The sequence below is a fragment of the Schlesneria paludicola DSM 18645 genome (genome assembly GCF_000255655.1).
In the GTDB taxonomy this organism is placed as follows: Bacteria; Planctomycetota; Planctomycetia; order Planctomycetales; family Planctomycetaceae; genus Schlesneria; species Schlesneria paludicola.
This window is the reverse complement of record NZ_JH636435.1, coordinates 2,151,322-2,169,646: the sequence shown is the minus strand read 5'-3', so window position 1 is coordinate 2,169,646 and position 18,325 is coordinate 2,151,322. Positions and strand designations below refer to the sequence as shown.

At 56.5% G+C, this 18,325-nt stretch carries 10 protein-coding genes; 7 read left to right on the top strand and 3 right to left on the bottom strand.

Annotated features, from left to right (window positions below):
- Positions 1-4 precede the first annotated feature (4 nt).
- On the bottom strand, positions 5-1,606 hold the full coding sequence (locus tag OSO_RS0126800) for a Y-family DNA polymerase (protein ID WP_157605467.1): 1,602 nt from the start codon (positions 1,604-1,606) through the stop codon (positions 5-7).
- Positions 1,533-2,333: an ImuA family protein gene (locus tag OSO_RS48625; RefSeq protein WP_010586098.1), complete on the bottom strand. Its 801-nt coding sequence runs from the start codon at positions 2,331-2,333 to the stop codon at positions 1,533-1,535. The genes OSO_RS0126800 and OSO_RS48625 overlap by 74 nt, the downstream gene beginning before the upstream one ends.
- A gap of 681 nt (positions 2,334-3,014) precedes the next feature.
- Between OSO_RS48625 and OSO_RS0126790 the strand changes: the two genes are divergently transcribed.
- From OSO_RS0126790 to OSO_RS0126765, 6 genes are all read left to right on the top strand, one after another.
- Positions 3,015-4,376 (top strand): aspartate aminotransferase family protein, encoded by a 1,362-nt coding sequence (locus OSO_RS0126790; protein WP_010586097.1) that lies wholly within the window; start codon positions 3,015-3,017, stop codon positions 4,374-4,376.
- A gap of 66 nt (positions 4,377-4,442) precedes the next feature.
- Positions 4,443-5,570 carry a hypothetical protein gene (locus OSO_RS0126785; RefSeq protein WP_010586096.1) on the top strand — a complete coding sequence of 376 codons (1,128 nt, stop codon included), beginning with the start codon at positions 4,443-4,445 and terminating at the stop codon, positions 5,568-5,570.
- Positions 5,571-6,047: 477 nt separating this feature from the next.
- The gene (locus tag OSO_RS45275; protein WP_010586095.1) at positions 6,048-6,944 is read left to right on the top strand and encodes a DUF6754 domain-containing protein; all 897 of its coding nucleotides are present in this window, start codon (positions 6,048-6,050) and stop codon (positions 6,942-6,944) included.
- On the top strand, positions 6,941-7,654 hold the full coding sequence (locus OSO_RS0126775) for a hypothetical protein (RefSeq protein WP_237729339.1): 714 nt from the start codon (positions 6,941-6,943) through the stop codon (positions 7,652-7,654). The genes OSO_RS45275 and OSO_RS0126775 overlap by 4 nt, the downstream gene beginning before the upstream one ends.
- The gene (locus OSO_RS0126770) at positions 7,651-8,535 is read left to right on the top strand and encodes a hypothetical protein (protein ID WP_010586093.1); all 885 of its coding nucleotides are present in this window, start codon (positions 7,651-7,653) and stop codon (positions 8,533-8,535) included. Before OSO_RS0126775 ends, OSO_RS0126770 begins: the two co-directional genes overlap by 4 nt.
- Positions 8,532-9,479, top strand: coding sequence for a hypothetical protein (locus OSO_RS0126765; RefSeq protein WP_010586092.1), 948 nt, complete (start codon positions 8,532-8,534; stop codon positions 9,477-9,479). The genes OSO_RS0126770 and OSO_RS0126765 overlap by 4 nt, the downstream gene beginning before the upstream one ends.
- A 112-nt stretch (positions 9,480-9,591) precedes the next feature.
- Here OSO_RS0126765 and OSO_RS51000 read toward each other — a convergent pair whose 3' ends face one another.
- Entirely contained in the window at positions 9,592-14,928 is a 5,337-nt protein-coding gene (locus OSO_RS51000) for an ELWxxDGT repeat protein (protein ID WP_157605466.1), read from the bottom strand.
- Positions 14,929-15,389: 461 nt separating this feature from the next.
- Between OSO_RS51000 and OSO_RS49515 the strand changes: the two genes are divergently transcribed.
- Positions 15,390-18,251, top strand: coding sequence for a TIGR03032 family protein (locus OSO_RS49515; protein WP_010586090.1), 2,862 nt, complete (start codon positions 15,390-15,392; stop codon positions 18,249-18,251).
- The last annotated feature ends 74 nt before the right edge of the window (positions 18,252-18,325 follow it).

The following is an 18,325-nucleotide window of genomic DNA, read 5'->3' as shown; positions in this document are numbered from 1 at the left end:
AACCTCAGACAAAAAGTCCGTGCAGAAACCAGTGTCCGGTTCCACGCTCCACAAAGGTCCAAAGCCTGGTACCATTGGCGAGATCCATCCGGTAATAATCCCGTTTCACGTCCGGTGCGCGCCACCAGCCTGTTTCGATCCGCTCCGGGCCGATCATCCGCTGCACCTGAGAATGGTGCACGCGCATGGGCAAGCCTTGAGGTGATTCGATTTGAATGGACAAAGGTCGTGGCGGATGGAATAGCCGTAATGGACGACAGCGCAGCGCGGACGAACTGAATGTGGCCTCGTCCCGGGGTTTGTGACGATCCAGCCAGGGGACGGGTTCATAAGCAAACTCGGGTTGCGGGTCGGGAACCAGTCGCGGACGCAGGACCGCCTGCCGCCCCAGCCGAATGCTGAGCCGATCGACCAACTCGGCAAGGACTCGCGGATTCTCCTCCGTAGAGGCGTCGCCAAACAGAGTCGTCTGCCTGGCCAGAGCCAATCCCATTTCCACAACTTCCATCCGAATGCCTTGAATGGCCGCTGTGAACGTCCGACGTTCACACTGTAACCGCAGCAGCTCAAGCAGATGGCGTCGATCATTCGTCGGACGAAGCAGGCGAAGTGTGGTCGGTTCAGCAGTCGTTCCCAGCCAGTGACAGGCGAGTTCTCGTAATCCGGCTCGACGAGCATCCAACTGAGTCAGTAATCGTTGCAGTAGGAGTTCGCAGACGTGATCAATTGTTTGCCGATCTGTAATCGGTTCTTCGAACTGCCACTCGTCGAAGATCGTCTCGGTGATCCGTTCGGCAGTCAGAAGTTCGGGAGCCTGCCCCAATGCTTGATCGAGGCGACATAGCAACTCTTTACCAAAACGAGCAGGCAGTGCCGTCCGCGATAGCCGCAAAAGCTGTTCGATCGTCAGCACGTCCAGTTTGATCAGCGATCGAATGACCGTCTCGGGGATGCGCAAGGCGGCAATTGATAACGGGGCCAGCCATTCCCGTTGTCGATCGATGGGAACCAGCGCGATGTCGGATGCCCCGTAATGGCTCATTGCCCATGCGGCGCCCCACGAATCGGCAATCGCAATTCGCACCCGCAGCCCCTGCCGAGCAAGCCCGGCCGACAAGGTGTCAGCCAAGGGACGTTCCCCACCGAAGAGCGCCTCGCTGCCCGAAACTTCGAGCCAGATCGCTTCGGGGGCGGGGCTGTCTTCCAGGCCGACGAGCGGACTGTAGGCCAGACACTCCTGCGCGAGAATCTGTAAGCGTTGTCGATCCGCCACCGGATCGGCTGGCAGAAATTGGGGGTTGGTGCCCCGGACCTTCGCTGGCCGTCCGCGTGGGGGTCTTGCGTTCTTTGCGGTCGTACGGGGCAACAGGGAGCGGGCTTCACCCAGGGGCATTCCCGTCTGGATTCCCCACTTCTCGGCCTCAGGCGAACAGACGACAATTTGCAGGCCACGTTTTCCTTCTGAAAACAGGACGAGTGGTCGCGGTGAACGCTTCTGCGCAGGGGGTGATGCCGAAAAATTCGGCGTGTGATTATGCTCCTGCTGCGAGGATTGCAGGCGTTGAATGGGCCACAGTGGAAACCAGACGCACATCACCCGTGGCATCACACACTTCCAGTTCCACCGCATGGCCTACATGACAGGCACCACGACACGAGAGCAACTGAACCTGCACTCGCCAATTCCCAAAATTCGGGCTGTGGCCAAAATTTGATGAGCCCCCCGCGATGGCCCCCGTACTCGACGTCTGTGTCGATCGCGGTTGAATTAACCAACGGAGATCGGCCCACGAGGCATACCGTGCGGCTTTTGCGGGGCGGAACAAGACACCCAATCCACCGCCGGTTTCCACGGCAATTTTCCAGCGCTGTAACACACGGTCGGGAAGCGAATCGGCTTGGAACCAGGTGATTCCAACGGCAGGACACCGCAGGCATTGCTCAACCGTCCAGGCCGCGTCCGCGATCGAGGTCGGACGCAGCCACAGGATTTTTTCGAGCGAAATTCCCCACCCTTGTACTGCGGGCGGATGGAATTCTCCCGTGGGATCGATCACCGCCCAGACGGGCCGCTGCTCAATGGCGGGGGGAACACCTTGTAATGCCAGAATCGCTGCACCACAGCCTTCGATGGGAGTCAGCCATTCGATCAGCCAACCGGCTTCCAGTCCCTGCCCTGGTAGTAATTCATCCAAGGCCGACACCCCCGTCGAAAGCCGCTGCGGCTCCGGCGAATCGCGCCCGGACCAGTTGCTTGCGGAAGACTTGCTCGTACCGCGACAAATCTGCCGCAGGGCGCGCAGTGTTTCCGCACGATGTTGGTGGCTTTCCATTTGACGATCCCGGTCAATTCCCGCCCCAGCGCATTCTCGCTTGGTGAAATCGCGAGAGTGACCGCATCTTCGCAGTGCTTCTTGAAACCATCCCAGATCCGCGAATCCCAGACGTGAGCCCGATCGGATTCCCGTTACGAGACCCTGAGAACATTGGCAGAGAAAACATCGGCTGAGTCGTTCTCCTGAATTAAGGATAACAAAAGTATTATTACAGGAAACAAAATTGTCTGCAAATCAATTTCGACAGACGCAAACGCGGCGTCAACACGGCTGGGAAGATGGCCAACGAATGGCCTCGTCGGGCATTTTTTCGTGGAGTCTTGTGGCGTCTATGGTCTGCGGGCGGGTTGCAAGCACTCTCTTGCGCCCCCCCCAACGGGGTGCCCCAACTACGATTCCAGCACGTCTGGGCTGTAGGGGCTCAGACGTGCTGGAATCGTAGATGTGCTGGGACCGCGGATTGGTTGGGCCTTCAGCCCGCAGGACACACCACGGTTGTCGAATGTCGCCGATTGGGGCGGTGTGAAAACGCCCTGCAAACTCGCTCATTCCCGGTCGGTTGGCATAGAATCCTTTGCACGGCAATGCCGCAGCCGCGAACGAGGAACCTCATGATTGCCGTGGCGCGCTGCCTGGCTGAGACCTCAGACTGTATCAACTGCACCAGGGATGTTTGTGATGTCGCCGATCGCCAATCAAATTGAACTTGCGTATCGCGAAAAATTTGCCAAATCCGCCCCGCTATTTGAACGCGGTCAAGCAGTTTTTCCCAGTGGCGTGACGCACGACGGGCGATATTTGGAACCGTTCCCGATCTACGTGACCGAAGCCCATGGGGCGCGGAAAACGACGGTCGAAGGGCACTCGATTATTGACTACTGGGTCGGCCACGGAGCGATGCTACTTGGACACGGATTTCCGGCGGTCGTACGGGCCGTTCAGCGGCAGATGACACGGGGCACACACTTCTCTGCCTGCCATGAACTGGAACTCGAATGGGCCGAACGAATTCAGCGGCTTGTTCCCTCAGCCGAACGAGTGCGGTTCACGAGTAGCGGAACGGAAGCGACGCTGATGGCCGTTCGGATTGCACGGTTGGTGACCGGACGAAAAAAGATCGCCAAGTTCGTCGGACACTTTCACGGATGGCATGACTTTTTGGTCCCGGCGGCGTATGCCCCCTACACCCCGGAAAACTGGGCAATGCCCGGCGTCACTGCAGGGGTGCTTGACGATCTCATCGTGATGCCTCCGCTCGATCTGCAGACGGTCGAGCAGGTTTTTCGGGAACAGCAACCGGCCTGCTGCATCCTGGAACCGACAGGCGGTCATTGGGGGCTGGTCCCGATCCGGCGAGACTTTTTGCAGGGGTTGCGGGAACTCTGCACCCGTTACGGCGTCGTCCTTGTGTTCGATGAAGTCATCACCGGTTTTCGTGTGCATCCCGGTGGCGCGCAAGCACACTACTCGGTGATACCTGATCTGACGACCCTGGCCAAAGTCCTTGCGGGCGGCCTGCCGGGTGGCGCGGTCTGCGGACGCGCCGATCTGCTCGAAGCACTCGCCTTTGGAAACCGTTATGGACGGAAAATGAAACATCCCGGCACCTACAACGGGAATCCGCTGTCGGCTGCGGCGGGATGTGCGGCACTCGATGCACTCGCCGATGGGGGTGTCACACGGCGGGCGAATGACTCGGCACAACAATTACGGCAGCGACTGAATGAGCTGTTTGTTCGCAAGCAGATTCCGTGGATCGCCTATGGCGAATTTTCCATGATCCATCTTCACCCAAATTACGCGGGACCACGTCCCGCCGATCCGAATTTCATCCCGCATGAGGGTGCCTATCGGCGATTGGATGTCGAACCCCCTGCACCGCCAAAGTTTGCCTTCCGGGTTGCGATGCTGACCCAGGGGGTGGATTGGTTCGGATGGAGCGGCATGACCTCGGCAGCGCACACCGAGGCAGATCTTGACGAGACGGTCGCCGCGTTCGACCGGGCACTTGAACAATTGCGTGCTCAAAGCATGCTGTGATGATTGATGTCGTACCGCGTCTCTGCGAGGATTCGGAGACTCGAGTCTTCGAACGGATGATTGAGCATGGCGCAGGCATACACACCGGGACTGATGGTATCACGCGGCTGCCGTTGGCGCTGCCGTCGGTTGCTGCCGATTGCCGGCGATGTCCCGGTGAAAGTGGGCGATGTGGTCTCGTCCCAGGATGTTGTGGCGCGGACCTTTATGCCCGGCGATGCCGTGCCCGTCAATCTGGCCAAGCGGTTGGGGGTTTCTGCGTCCGAGTTGTCCCGCAGCATGCTCAGGCCCGTCGGTGAAACCGTGGTGCTTGGCGAAACACTTGCCCGCACCAAAGGCTTTTTTGGATTCTTCAAATCGGAGTTTCCGTCACCGATGGCGGGGACGATTGAATCGATTTCCAAAGTCACCGGACAAGTCATCTTGCGCGGTGAACCGATCGCCGTTCAGGTGTTGGCGTACATCAACGGCACAATTGTGGAAGTGATTCCCCATGAAGGTGTCGTGGTGGAATCGGATGTTGCGCTGGTGCAAGGGATTTTTGGCGTCGGTGGTGAAGCATTCGGAAAAATCGCTCCCGTCGTGCCGTCGCCTGACGACGATTTGACGGCACAGGTGATCAATCCCGAACACCGAGGCTGCGTCGTCGTCGGCGGTCGCCGTGTCACTGGCGATGCCGTCCGTCGGGCCATCGAAGTCGGAGTCTCTGCCGTTGTCGCCGGGGGAATTGACGATCACGATCTGCGACAGATTCTGGGCTATGACCTGGGGGTCGCAGTGACGGGCACCGAGAAGCTCGGCACCACGATTATCGTGACCGAAGGCTTTGGCGAGATTGCGATGGCGAAACGAACGTTTGACCTGCTGATCGCCCATCGGGGCCGTGAGGCGAGCGTCAACGGCGCGACACAGATTCGCGCGGGGGTCATGCGACCAGAGATTGTCATCCCTCTGGCCGAACCGTTGCCCCCCGATCGCCGGGACGCAGGACGCGTGGCAGGCGCCCTGGATCTCGGTTCCCCGATTCGTATTATTCGCGAACCGTATTTCGGGGCGCTTGGCTCGGTGACGCGCCTGCCGCACGAACAGGTGTTACTGGCGTCCGAATCGCTCGCTCGTGTCGTGGAAGTCAAACTGGCGGATGGATCGAATGTCACGGTGCCGCGAGCCAACGTCGAATTGATCGAGGGGTAACGAATGGAATTCTGGAGACCCGATCGGAGATCTGATGCTCGACAGCAGGCGAGTTTGAAAAGTCCAGGGTTGATCGCATCCCCGCTCGCCCGTTTGGCGAGTTGGTTACGACGTCGGACGGTTGTTCTCTCGCTCGTTCGCCCGTTCCCAAGTTGCCACTTCCCCTCGGTCCCAAGCTCCCGTTTGGGAACGCCTCCGCTCCGATATTGCGAGGACGCGTACAAGTCGGGGGGGACGATCGCGACCGCGGGAGAGACGAATTTCCCTCATCTCACTCGTTCCCTAACTCCCGCTTGGGAACGTTCTACGGGCCTCGGTGTGTGCGGGACGATCGCGGGTTGCTTCCCCGTTCGACCGAAAATGAGACCGCCACAGGCGTTCCCAAGCGGGAGCTTAGGAACGAGGAGAAACGCGAGAGGATTGCGTTTGAGTTGTTGGCGCTTTTTGTTTGCCTTCACTCTCGTGATGGCTTTGGCTATGCCTTCGGCGATCGCGGCGGATGGGGGGCCCTCTGAATCGTCAGAGAAGCCAATCCCCAAACCGGTCAAGTTATTCGACACGCCGAAGACCTCGTTTGCCATCTTGACCGTCGTGGTTTGCGGAACGGTCATCGTCTTCACCGAATTGGCACGACGGGGACGTCCGTTTTATGTGCGTCCGATTGCCGGCTTGAAGGCGATTGAAGAGGCCGTTGGTCGTGCGACGGAAATGGGGAAACCCATCCTGTTCATTCCCGGCATCCAGGATCTGAACGAAATCGAGACCGTTGCCGGTCTGACATTGCTGGGTCGGGTGGCGCGGGTGGCGGCCGACTATGACACACCGATGGAAGTGCCGACGACGCGCGCCCTGGTCATGACTGCCGCGCGCGAAGCCGTTCAAGCGGCGGCGCTCGCCGCGGGACGGGCCGACTACTACAACGAAGATCTCATCCACTACATCACCGATGAACAATTCGGATATGTGGCATCGGTCTGCGGATGGATGCAGCGCGAACAACCTGCCGCCTGTTTCTATCTCGGAAAGTTCTATGCCGAGTCACTGATTCTGTCAGAGACCGGGAATTCCATTTCCGCGATTCAGATTGCGGGGACGGCGGAAACGACTCAGTTGCCGTTTTTCGTCGCGGCATGCGACTACACCTTGCTGGGTGAAGAGTTGTTCGCTGCGTCGGCCTACTTGTCTGGTGAACCCGCTCAAATGGGGATGCTGAAAGGACAAGACGTTGGCAAGTTTGCCGCGATCGTACTGATCGTGGTTGGTTGTGGGCTTGCGACATGGGATTCGCTGTCGCCGCGAGGTCTTCAGGCGGACGGAACGAAATTGCCCCCTCGCACGTCGTGGGTCACTGACACCGTCTTGAAAGGTGGATGATGTCAAAAACAGCACCCGTTGTGATTGCCTCGTTGGTTGGCTTCTTGATGGCCATCGCGTATTTCGTTCCGCCCCTGTTACCGCTACGGCAATCGGCCGAAGAGTGGTACACGATTGTGGCCACGATCGCGATGCTGCTCGGGGCCGTGAATTTGTGCATCCATCATTTGAAGAAGATCTCGGACCAGCACGCGGGGTGGGGTTTCTCGGTGGTGACGCTGGTGGCTTTCGGAATGACGGTGGCCGTGGGGTTGCTGAAAATCGGCGTGGTTCCTGAATCTCCAAAGAATCTGGGCTTTGCGTGGTCTGGCCAGTTCCAGCAGGAAGGAAGTGTCTTCTGGTGGATTTACCAGTATCTGCTCAGCCCCATCGTGTCGACGATGTTTGCCCTGCTGGCTTTCTACGTTGCTTCGGCGGCGTTCCGTGCCTTCCGCGCGAAAAACGTGGATGCCATCTTGCTGCTGGTGACCGCCCTGATTGTGCTCGTCGGACAGACGAAAGACCGTGAAATCACCTCCTTCTTTCTGGCCGCGGCGCCCGAGGGGTCACCACCGTTTGTTCCGATCGCCGATTTGACCGAGTTCATTCGCAAGACGTTCGTCACGGCGGGACAGCGAGCGATCATGATCGGCGTGGCACTGGGTGTGGTGGCAACGTCACTGCGAATTCTTCTTGGACTCGATCGATCGTATCTGGGAGGAGATGAATGAAGTCTTCTCTGCTCGACGTTTTGAATTCTCTTGATCGCCGCTGGATTTTTCTGACGATGGCAATCGCTGTCGCGGCGCCAATCTTGTTTCAGATCGGTTCCGACGAAACTCCGTCTCCGCCCAGTAAGCGGTTGTTCGATTACGTGGAAACGCTGCCCGCCGGTTCACATGTTCTGCTGGCGATGGATTTCGATCCGAACACTTCGGCGGAATTGATGCCGATGGCGCTCGCATTCACGCGGCATTGTTGTCTGCGGCAGCACAAGTTGTATTTCGTAACGCTCTGGGGAACCGGGCTGCCGATGATCGACCAGACAATCAAAACAGTAATCGAAGAAGAATTCAGCGGCGGTGACAATCCTTATCGCTACGGCAAGAACTATGTGAACCTCGGGTACCTGGCCGGCGAGGCGGTGGCCATCAACCAATTGACGTCCGACATCCGCAAAGCACGCTCGCAAGACGTGCGGGGCATCAGCCTGGATGATCTTCCGATCATGAAAGATGTGAGCAGTCTCAAAGAAATGCAGTTGATCCTGAACGCTTCGGGAGGTGATCCCGGAGCCAAACAATGGGTGCAGTATGCAGGTACGCCTTTGGGCATTCCGCTGGCTGCTGGCTGCACTGGTGTGCAATCAACGCAACTGTTTCCCTACTACCCTGATCAAATGCTGGGGCTCGTCACCGGGATTCGAGGTGCGAATGAATATGAATCGATGCTCGCCGCGAAGTACCCCGATCCGTACGCCCAGATGAGCAAACGTCCGGCCAGTTTGCGAGGCGGACCACAGCGATGGGCGCATCGGCTGATGATCGCCCTGATCGTGCTGGGGAACGGCATTCATCTGGCGAACCGTTTTCGAAGGAGTTCGCACGCATGAATCGCGAAACCCTGATTTGGACAATCCTGTTCGTCGCAGGTGCCGGTTTTCTTGCACTTCAGTCTGCGACGTCGAAAAAAGGTGTGGGGCAGCAGTACGTCGTCCCCGTGGAAGTGGTCGGGCAACTTGATCCTACGACGGGTGTCATTTCGCCGCTTGCGGAAGGGCAAGTGGCCGACCCTCATCTCGTGCGGAAAGCCATTCGCTACGACCGGGCCGCACGCGATGACAAAAATGCGGTTTGGAGCTGGTCGCGAACCATCGGAGTCTGGGCCGCGGCTTTGCTGACCCTCAGTGTCTTTTCCTACCTGTACCGTGACAGTGCGGCTTACAAATTCGCGGAATCGATTATCGTTGGTGTTTCCGCCGGGTATGCGATCGTGCTGAACTTTTGGGAAGTCATTGTCGCCAAGATCTTTGTGAAGCTGTCACCCGATCTGACACGGTATGCCCTGCTGCCGGATACGCCCACGGATGCCGTTCCGGACTACTATGTCATTCTTCCAGTGATCCTCAGTTGCATGGTGTTCTGTCGCCTGATTCCCAAGATTGCCTGGCTGGGACGCTGGCCGTTGGCATTCGTGGTGGGAACAACCGCAGGACTGAAGCTGATCCTGTTCCTCAACGCCGACTTCGTGCAGCAGATCCGCAGTACGATTCTGCCGTTGATTGTCGTCACGTCCAACGAATCCGGCTTCGCGTTCGACTGGAAGCAATCGATTCAGAATATCGTGATCGTGGTGAGCGTGATCTCGAGCCTGACCTATTTCTACTTTTCCGTCGAGCATCGCGGCATCGTGGGACGCGTGTCTCGTCTCGGAATCTGGGTCTTGATGATCAGTTTCGGAGCGTCATTTGCGCTGACCGTCATGGGCCGCATTACGCTCCTCACCATGCGGCTGCAGTTCCTGTTCAACGACTGGCTCGGCCTGGTGGGGATGTAGGCGGCAGCCTAAACCATGCGACACCATCGGTTGGCAGACTGTTGAAGTAACGGGGACTGGCTGCGACCAGATTAAAAAATGCCATGACATCGTGAATGCCAGGGGACAGGAATCACACAATTTGAAGACTTAGCGCGGTCGAAGCGATCGTGTTGAAGTTGGTGTTACCCGAGTAGATCGCCCTGATCGAATGTGATCCGATTGTCATTGCGTTAGAAGTCCAGGTTGCCACGACCCTGCCATTGACGACGCTCAGCGTTCCCGTGCCAAGCACCTTCGTCCCTTCTTGGAATGTGACAGTACCAGTCGGGACGCCTGCGCCTGGAGCGACAACTCCGACGGTCGCAGTCAGCGTGACGGGTTGACCGACCGGGCTGGATGCTTTTGATGACGTGAGCGTCATCGTGATGTTGGCGCGAACGACTGTCTGGGTAAAGACTGTCGTAATACTTGGGGCGGCGTTGCTATTACCGAAGTAGACCGCGGTCAGTTGGTGTGTTCCAACACTCAGTGTGGCAGGCAATGTGAGGGAGGCGATGTATTGGCCGCCCGTCAGTGTGACGGTTCCGTCGCCCAAGTAGGTCGATCCATCAAAAAAGTTGACGCTTCCACTTGGAGTGGTTACGCCCGGTGCCAAAACGCTGACGGTCGCTTTGATCGTGACGACTTGGCCATAGGTTGAGGTTGGAGCGGTTGATGAAAGTGCCGTGACAGTTGTTGCTCGGGCAACAGTTTGTGTCAGCGCGGCCGATGTATTACCACTAAAGACCGACGTTCCATTGTAAACTGCCGTCAATGAATGATTACCAACGGCCAGTGCTGCGACTTTCAAAGTGGCGAACCATTGACCATTCACAAGGCTCAACGTTGCCGTTCCAAGCGTATTTGCTCCGTCCTTAAACGTGACCGTACCGGACGGCGTTCCGGCAGTCGTCGATGGGAATCCGACCCGGGCCGTCAGCGTGATGGGTTGCCCGTAGATCGTCGAAGCGGATGACGAGGTAAGTGAAGTCGTCGTGCTGATTTTCTGAACGGTCTGCGTGAGGATCGGCGATGTGCTGGTCAAGAACTTCGAATCACCAGCATATACCGCCTTCAAGCTATGCGATCCGACGGCAAAATTGGTTGGTAAAGTAAACGTAGCAACGTACAGATTACCCGAGATGCTGACGTTCTGAGTTCCCACAACAATGGCGCCGTCGTACAGAGTCACTGTTCCTGTTGGAGCTCCGGTACCAGGTGCAACAATTCCAAGCGTTGCTTTCACAACAACCGACTGCCCGTAGGCAGCGGACGGTGCGCTGGAACTCAGGTTGATATTCGTTGTTGCTTTGACGGAAATGACGGCGAGCGCCGACGTGACGCCGTTGAAGCTGGCATCACCGGCGTAGCTCGCGGTGATCGACCGTGCACCTTGCGAAAGCGAAGTCGTGGTAAGCGTCGCCTGGGGCTTCCCATCCACCACGCTCAATGTCGCGGTTCCGATGACGGTCGTTCCATCTTTGAATGTGACAATGCCGGTCGGAGTTCCTGTGTATCCCGGTGCGAGTCCGATTTGGACCGTAAATGTCACAGCCTGCCCGGACACACTGTTGTTGGTCGAGTACTTCAAAGCGATGGACGTGTTCGCCTTCGCGATGGTTTGAGTCACAACGGCAGATGCACTTGGAGCAAAGTTCGTACTGCCTGAATAGACCGCTTTCAGGGAATGTGGTCCGACACCTAAATTGGTCGGAAGTGCGTAGGTCGCGACATATTGACCGTTGACCAGGGTCACGGTTCCTGTACCCAACGTGGTCGTACCGTCGAAGAATGTGACCGTACCTGTCGGAACACCCGTGCCGGGCGAGGCCACACCAATGACCGCCTTGATCGTGACACCCAGGCCAAACAATGCGTTGGGCTTCGTGGATGTCAGTGTGACGGTTGTCGCTGCCCGGTTTACAGTCAAATTGACCGTTGCTGAACTTGCACTATTAAAGCTGCTGTTTCCACCGAAGACTGCGAGCAGCGCATGTCCGCCAACAGGCAGCGATGTTAGCGTCACTGTCGCGATCAATTCGCCGTTGACGACACTGAGAGTTCCCGTGCCGATCGTGGCGGAACCTTCTTTAAAGGTGATAGTGCCGCTAGGTGCAATTGTGCCTGGGGCAACAACGCCCACCTTGGCTTTCAATGTGACAGGTTGACCGAATACGCTTGTCGTGCTCGATGCCGTCAGCGTGACTGCCACGCTCGCCTTCTGAATGTTCAGTGAAAGCTCGGAAGTCGAGCTCGTAGCAACTGTCGCGTCGCCCGAATAAATTGCCTTCAGGCGATGAGCACCCACTGCCAGGTTTGCTGGAATGTTGAATGTCGCCACATATCGGCTGCCGTCGAATGTGACCGGTGCTGTACCAAGAAACTGCGTGCCATCAAAAAACGTGACCGTCCCGGAAATTGGACCTGGCGTCGTTGTTGCAACAAACGCCTTTAGTGTCACGACTTGTCCGTATGTGGAGTTCGCGGTCGTCGACTGAAGAGTCGTGGTACTTCCAGTCTTGTTACCGATCGTCCACAGTTCCGAGCCGTACACGCCATCGTTGGCAACGAAATACAACGCCCCGCCCACATTCGTCAGATAGGACGGTTGCGAACCGAATCGCCCTTCCAAAAGATCAAATGCAATTTGAGTTCCAGCTTCGGTACCGTCACTGGTCCAGATTTCATCGCCGTGGATTCCGTCATCCGCGTCGAAGTAAAGCACGCCGTTGAGATTGATCAGGTGATTTGGATTCGACCCCGTTGTTCCGGGAACAATGTCCTCGACCAGCGAGGTGCCCGCACTGGTGCCATCAGACTTCCAGAGTTCGAATCCATGAATGCCATCATTGGCCGTGAAATACAGCGTGCCATTCACATTGGTGAATTGGGATGGTTGCGAACTATTGGCGACGACGGTTCCACCGCTGTTCGTCGAACCGGTGAAGAGATTCTTGACGAGAGCCGTGCCACCGGAAGTCCCGTTCGACTTCCAAAGTTCAATGCCATTTGAACCGTCATTCGCAGCGAAAAAGAGTGTTCCGTTGACGTTCGTTAACGAGACGGGGTACGAGCTTGCCGCACCAGGGCTCACGTCCTTAACGAGCACGGTCCCGGCGGTTGTTCCGTCTGTTTTCCAAAGTTCCCGACCCGCCGTGCCATCGTTTGCGGTGAAGAACAGAGTCCCATTCACGTTCGTGAGGTTTCTCGGATCAGATCCGATGGGCTGAGGTGGATCGAAAACTCCTGAACCTGTCGTAAAGGCTGGGTTGATGTCGTTGACAAGCACGGTTCCCGCAGAGGTCCCGTCCGATTTCCAGAGTTCATTTCCGGTCGCACCGTCATTCGCGGTGAAATACAGGATTCCATTGATGTTCACCAGGTTCGTAGGAAACGAACTCTGGGAAATGGTGATGTATCCCCCACCCTGATCTTCCGGCAACTGGTACTGGGACGTACCGGGCCGAATGTCGCGTACAACGGCAGTGCCCGCGATCGTGCCGTCAGACTTCCATAGTTCGTTGCCATTCGCAGCATCACCGGCAGTGAAGAACAGCGTGCCATCCACGTTTGTGAGCTGGCCGGGATAGGTCACCTGATTGGTCGCGGAATAATCGAATGCCGTAAGCTTGATCGTTCCGGCAGATGTTCCGTCCGATTTCCAAATCTGCCGACGGTTGTTGACGTCATAGGCCGTAAAGTACAGCGTTCCATTGACATTGGTGAGAAAGCTTGGCGTCGACCCTGTACTTCCTTCTGCAAGATCTTTGACCAGCACCGTTCCTCCAGTGCTGCCGTCTGTTTTCCACAGTTCGACTCCGTGATCAACATCATAGGCCGTGAAGAACAATGTCCCATTGACGTTCGTCGGTTGGCTTGGTGACGAACCCTGTGTCTGGGTGTTGATATCCTTGACCAGCGACGTTCCCGCGGCCGTGCCATCCGTTTTCCAGAGCTCATTTCCATATAAGACATCGGTCGCGCTGAATAACAACTTTCCGTTGAGGTTGACAAGATTGGACGGTATCGCGGACGCGCCAACCCCTGGCAAGAGATCCTTAACGAGGGCCGTACCTTGAGGTGTGCCGTCGGATTTCCAGAGTTCGGAGCCATGCACACCATCATTGGCACTGAAGAACAGGGTGCCGTTGATGTTCGTCAGACTCGATGGATACGAACTGTGTGGCCGCGGTGGCGTGCTTGAGTCCGGATAGAAATAGTCGCCGGGAAAAATATCGACGAGCTGAACGGTGCCTCCGGAAGTCCCGTCTGATTTCCACAACTCCTGACCACTTGTCCCATCATCGGCAGCAAAGAACAACGTTCCATTGACGCTCATCAGGCTTTGTGTGTTCAGCCAACCCGATCCTGACGACGATGTGACATCAGAGATACGCGTGGTTCCAGAGGAAGTTCCGTCCGACTTCCAAAGCTGCGTGCCGTTAGTGTCGTCGGTCGCGAAGAAGTAAAGCGTGCCGTTGGAGTTCAGCAGATCATGCGCGTATGATCCCGATGTGGCCGAGATGTTGGAAACACGTACGGTTCCGCCAGGTGTTCCGTCTGATTTCCACAGCTCGTTGCCGAAAACGCCATCGTTTGCCGTAAACAGAAGTGATCCGTTGAAGTTCGTCAGATTGCTCGGCAAGGAACTGAAAGGTGATCCACCACTGTCACTACCCGAAAAGAGATCCTGTACCAAAACGGTTCCGGCGGCCGTTCCGTTGGATTTCCAGAGTTCGAGACCGTGAACGCCATCGTTAGCACTGAAAAACAAGGTCCCGTTGACATTCGTCAGGCCGGTGATCGACGTGCCGGCCGCAGCGTCTTGTGGATTGATGTCCAACACGAGCTGAGTGCCTGCGGCTGTTCCATCGGACTTCCAGAGTTCACGACCGTGAATTCCGTCGTCTGCCGTGAAGAACAGCGTGCCATTGACGTTCGTCATCGAGCTCACGAATGACGAATTGGCCCCAACTTTCAAATCGCGAACCAGCACCGTCCCCGCTGCGGTCCCATCCGATTTCCAGAGCTCTGCCCCATTCACACCGTCGTTTGCGAAGAAGAACAGGGTTCCGTTCACATTCGTGAGCTGACTTGGTGACGAACCATCGATCGACGGATTGATGTCCGCGACCAAAGATGTTCCACCCGACGTGCCGTCGGACTTCCAAAGCTCTTTTCCGTGAGTGGCATCAGTCGCTGCGAAGAATTCGGTATTTCCGACAGTCGTCGCATTGCTCAGGTTGGAACCGAAGCTGACGACATTGATGTCCTTCAAGAGGACTGGTGCCGCTGAAAGCAGCGTACGCGATTCCAGTAATTCGATGTGAGCGGATGTCGAAGCCATACCGCGGCGACGACGAGACCCTTGCACCATCGCAGGCCGGACTCGAAAGGAGTTTAACCACTCTTTGAAGAGATTTAACATGACTTTGATCTCTGGCGAGGGACGGCGACACAACGAAATTAGTGGTATCTTGAACAGAGCGTGTGCGCCAAACAATAACCACCGGTTTTGATCCTGTCGACACTAACAGCATTAGTAAATGAAGAAGAGCAACGGACGCATTTCGATGAGGAACTCGATGCAGCGCGCCGCAGTCTCAAATATTCAAAGAGATTTGCAATTGAATGCGGGGATCGATAACTAGTGTGTTGTCCTGCCGAAACCCTGGGGCGTCCAGCGATTCGCTCGGCCAGCCCCGGCCACCCGACCTGTGTTTTAAGTTCTGACAAATCACTAAACGAGCTTCAGATCGGAGTTCACTCGTGATCAACTGATCACGGGCAGATCACTCAGCCTGCACGTGATGCTCGCGAATTTGTCAGCATTTGATGACAGTGCTCCTCGCCACACGTAACGTTCTGGCGGCACAATGGAAGAATAAGATGGGGGAACTTGTGAGCTCGAATGAGGCCTCATCAATCCGCAATTCATCAACGGAGGTGGGCGAGCGATCCGTCCGCGAAGTTCGTTATGAATTCACATCCGTTCTTCCTGAGATCCTGCACAGGCTGGGGATGACTCTTCTGGTGTCGACTTATCAAGCCGGCAAAGTGCTTGCGCTCGGGACTTCGAATGGAACACTTACCGTTTCGTTCACACACTTCGACCGTGCGATGGGGATGGCCGTTGATCGGACCCGAATCGCACTCGGCAGCCGCAGGCAAATTCATTTTTTGAAAAGTGTCCCGGATCTGGCATCGCAAATTTCTCCCGCTGGGACATTTGACGGTTGCTGGTTGCCACGCAGCAGCTTCTATACGGGCAATATTCATAGTCACGAGTTGGCGTGGGGCGACGACGGGTTATGGGTTGTGAATACGCTGTTTTCGACGCTCTGCACGCTGAACGAACACTACAGTTTCGTTCCGCGATGGCAACCCCGATTTATCAGCGACCTGCAAGGGCAAGATCGGTGCCATTTAAATGGGATGGCCATGGATCAGGGCCGCCCAAAGTATGTCACCGTATTGGCCGAATCCAATGAACCGGCCGGGTGGCGACCCAATAAGGCGACCGCTGGTTGTGTCATCGACGTGGCCTCTCAGGAAACTGTCTTGCGTGGTTTGGCGATGCCGCACTCGCCACGGCTTTATCAGGAACGCCTGTGGGTCCTCAATTCCGGTTGCGGCGATTTCGGGACGGTCGATCTTTCACACGGTCGATTTGAGCCGATTGAGAATCTGCCGGGGTACTGCCGTGGTTTGGCATTTCGGGGACAATATGCATTTGTCGGGCTTTCAAAGATTCGGGAAACGGCGGTGTTCGGCGGAGTTCCCATCGCGGCGAATCGCGAGAACTTGAAATGCGGCATTGCGGTGATTGATCTTCGGATCGGTCGCACGGTCGCGGTGTTTCAATTCCATTCAGGTGTTGAAGAGATCTTTGCGGTCGAAGTCGTTCCCCAACGCAATGCGAATCTGCAGGGGCCGGGTACCGACCGGGATGAAGACGTTGCGGATGTATGGCTGGTGCCCTCGCCTGGAATCATCGTTCGTCCTGAGCCCACACTTGCGATTTATGCGCGTCCCGGCCAAGCAGAAGTTGCGTCTCAAGAAAACGTGCTGTCTGCAAAGGAATCTCCGTCGGAGGAATGGGAGCGACTGGTTGCAGAGGCTCACCGGTTTCGAGCGGCTGGAAGACCCGTTGATGCCCTCGCTCGATTTCAACAGGCCGTGTCAACCGCTCCAGAGCCCGCGAATCTACTTGTCGACATCGGAAATTTGCAGCAGGAACTCGGCGATCAAGAGGCCGCATTACAGTCCTATCGCCGTGCCATCGAGGTTCATCCAGATCATATTCCGGCATGGCAGAACTTGGTGTACCTCCTGTTTAATCGCGGCGAAACGGAACGGGCCGCCGAGGGATACAAGACGCTTCTCGCGCTTAATAATTCGCCTTTAAATCAACTGCTTTCCGCAACACTGCTTCCGGTGATCTACGATTCACTCGATGCCGTCACGGCCTGGCGAACGCGACAAGAAACGGTGCTGGAGCGGATGGCGGCCGAGCAGAGCATTGTCGACACCTCGCACCAGCAAATACCGACGTCATTCTTTATGGCGTATTCCGGTCTGAATAATCGCCCGCTGATGGAACGGTTTGGTCGTATCGTTCGCGGTCCCGATCGTTCACGCAGGAAGAAATCGGGTCGGTCAGGAACGAACGGACGGATTCGTCTTGGCGTGCTTTCGGCCTACTTTCACGATCATACGATTGGTCGATTGAACATCGGGCGCTTTGAACAACTGGACAAGTCGCGCTTCGAATTGCATGTCATTTATGCCGGTCATGCGAGAGATGTACTTCAACAGCGGTTCCGCCAAGCGGCGGAACACTTTCATCCGCTCGCGAAGGACGTCGCCTCCGCGCGGGAACAGATTGCCAGCCTCGACTTGGATCTGTTGCTCTTTGCTGATGTCGGAATGGATGCGTTGACGTCGACATTGGCGTACTCCCGGATGGCGCCCGTTCAATGTGTCACGTGGGGGCATCCCGAAACGACGGGAAGTCCGCACATGGATTACTTCATCTCCAGTCGCCTGCTGGAAGTGGACTGTGCCGACGAACACTACACCGAACGTCTGGTCCAATTGCAGACGCTTGGAACCTACTATGAAAGGCCCGTCAACTCCGGTGTGAAATTGGAACGCACGGCCTTTGGGCTGCCAGCGGGGAAACGTCTTTATTTGTGCCCGCAAACACTTTTCAAATTTCATCCTTTGTTTGATAGGGTACTCAAGGGCATCCTCGAAGCCGATCCTGATGCGGAGCTTGTGGTGTTGGAGGGGCGTGTTTCCGCTTGGACTGACCGCCTGAAACAACGATGGGCGACCGCCTTGCCCGATGCGTCGCGTCGCGTGCGGTTCCTTCCTACGGTACCTCGTGAGCAGTTTTTCCAATTGCTGAATCTCGCAGACGTCGTACTCGATCCCTTTCCATTCGGGGGTGGAAACTCCAGCTATGAAGCACTCTCGATGGGGGTACCGATCGTCACGTTGCCGTCCGAGTACCTTTGCGGTCGGATCACGCATGCGCTCTATCAGAAGATCGGTCACACCTCAGACATCACCCGTTCGCACGAGGACTATGTTCACAAAGCTCTGAAAATTGCGAATCAGAGTGCTGACAAAGCGGCTCAACGACAAGACCTGCAAACCGCCGCTCACAAGCTATTTCAAGACCTGGAAGAGGTTCGCGAACTCGAAGTGGAATTCGAACGAATCGTTCGTGATTCCTCGCTGTAGTCGATCGTTGCTCGTTCGTGTTCCACGTTTTCTTGTAGTCAGAGACGTTTTCCTCGTATTTTTCCTCGTTACCA

Bases quoted from the DNA above. Each gene is read 5' to 3' on its own strand.
- OSO_RS0126765 (WP_010586092.1), top strand. From the start codon at position 8,532: ATGAATCGCGAAACCCTGATTTGGACAATCCTGTTCGTCGCAGGTGCC.
- OSO_RS0126785 (WP_010586096.1), top strand. From the start codon at position 4,443: ATGGCGCAGGCATACACACCGGGACTGATGGTATCACGCGGCTGCCGT.
- OSO_RS45275 (WP_010586095.1), top strand. From the start codon at position 6,048: ATGCCTTCGGCGATCGCGGCGGATGGGGGGCCCTCTGAATCGTCAGAG.
- OSO_RS0126775 (WP_237729339.1), top strand. From the start codon at position 6,941: ATGATGTCAAAAACAGCACCCGTTGTGATTGCCTCGTTGGTTGGCTTC.
- OSO_RS49515 (WP_010586090.1), top strand. From the start codon at position 15,390: ATGGGGGAACTTGTGAGCTCGAATGAGGCCTCATCAATCCGCAATTCA.
- OSO_RS0126790 (WP_010586097.1), top strand. From the start codon at position 3,015: ATGTCGCCGATCGCCAATCAAATTGAACTTGCGTATCGCGAAAAATTT.
- OSO_RS48625 (WP_010586098.1), bottom strand. From the start codon at position 2,333: ATGGAAAGCCACCAACATCGTGCGGAAACACTGCGCGCCCTGCGGCAG.
- OSO_RS0126770 (WP_010586093.1), top strand. From the start codon at position 7,651: ATGAAGTCTTCTCTGCTCGACGTTTTGAATTCTCTTGATCGCCGCTGG.
- OSO_RS51000 (WP_157605466.1), bottom strand. From the start codon at position 14,928: ATGTTAAATCTCTTCAAAGAGTGGTTAAACTCCTTTCGAGTCCGGCCT.
- OSO_RS0126800 (WP_157605467.1), bottom strand. From the start codon at position 1,606: ATGCCACGGGTGATGTGCGTCTGGTTTCCACTGTGGCCCATTCAACGC.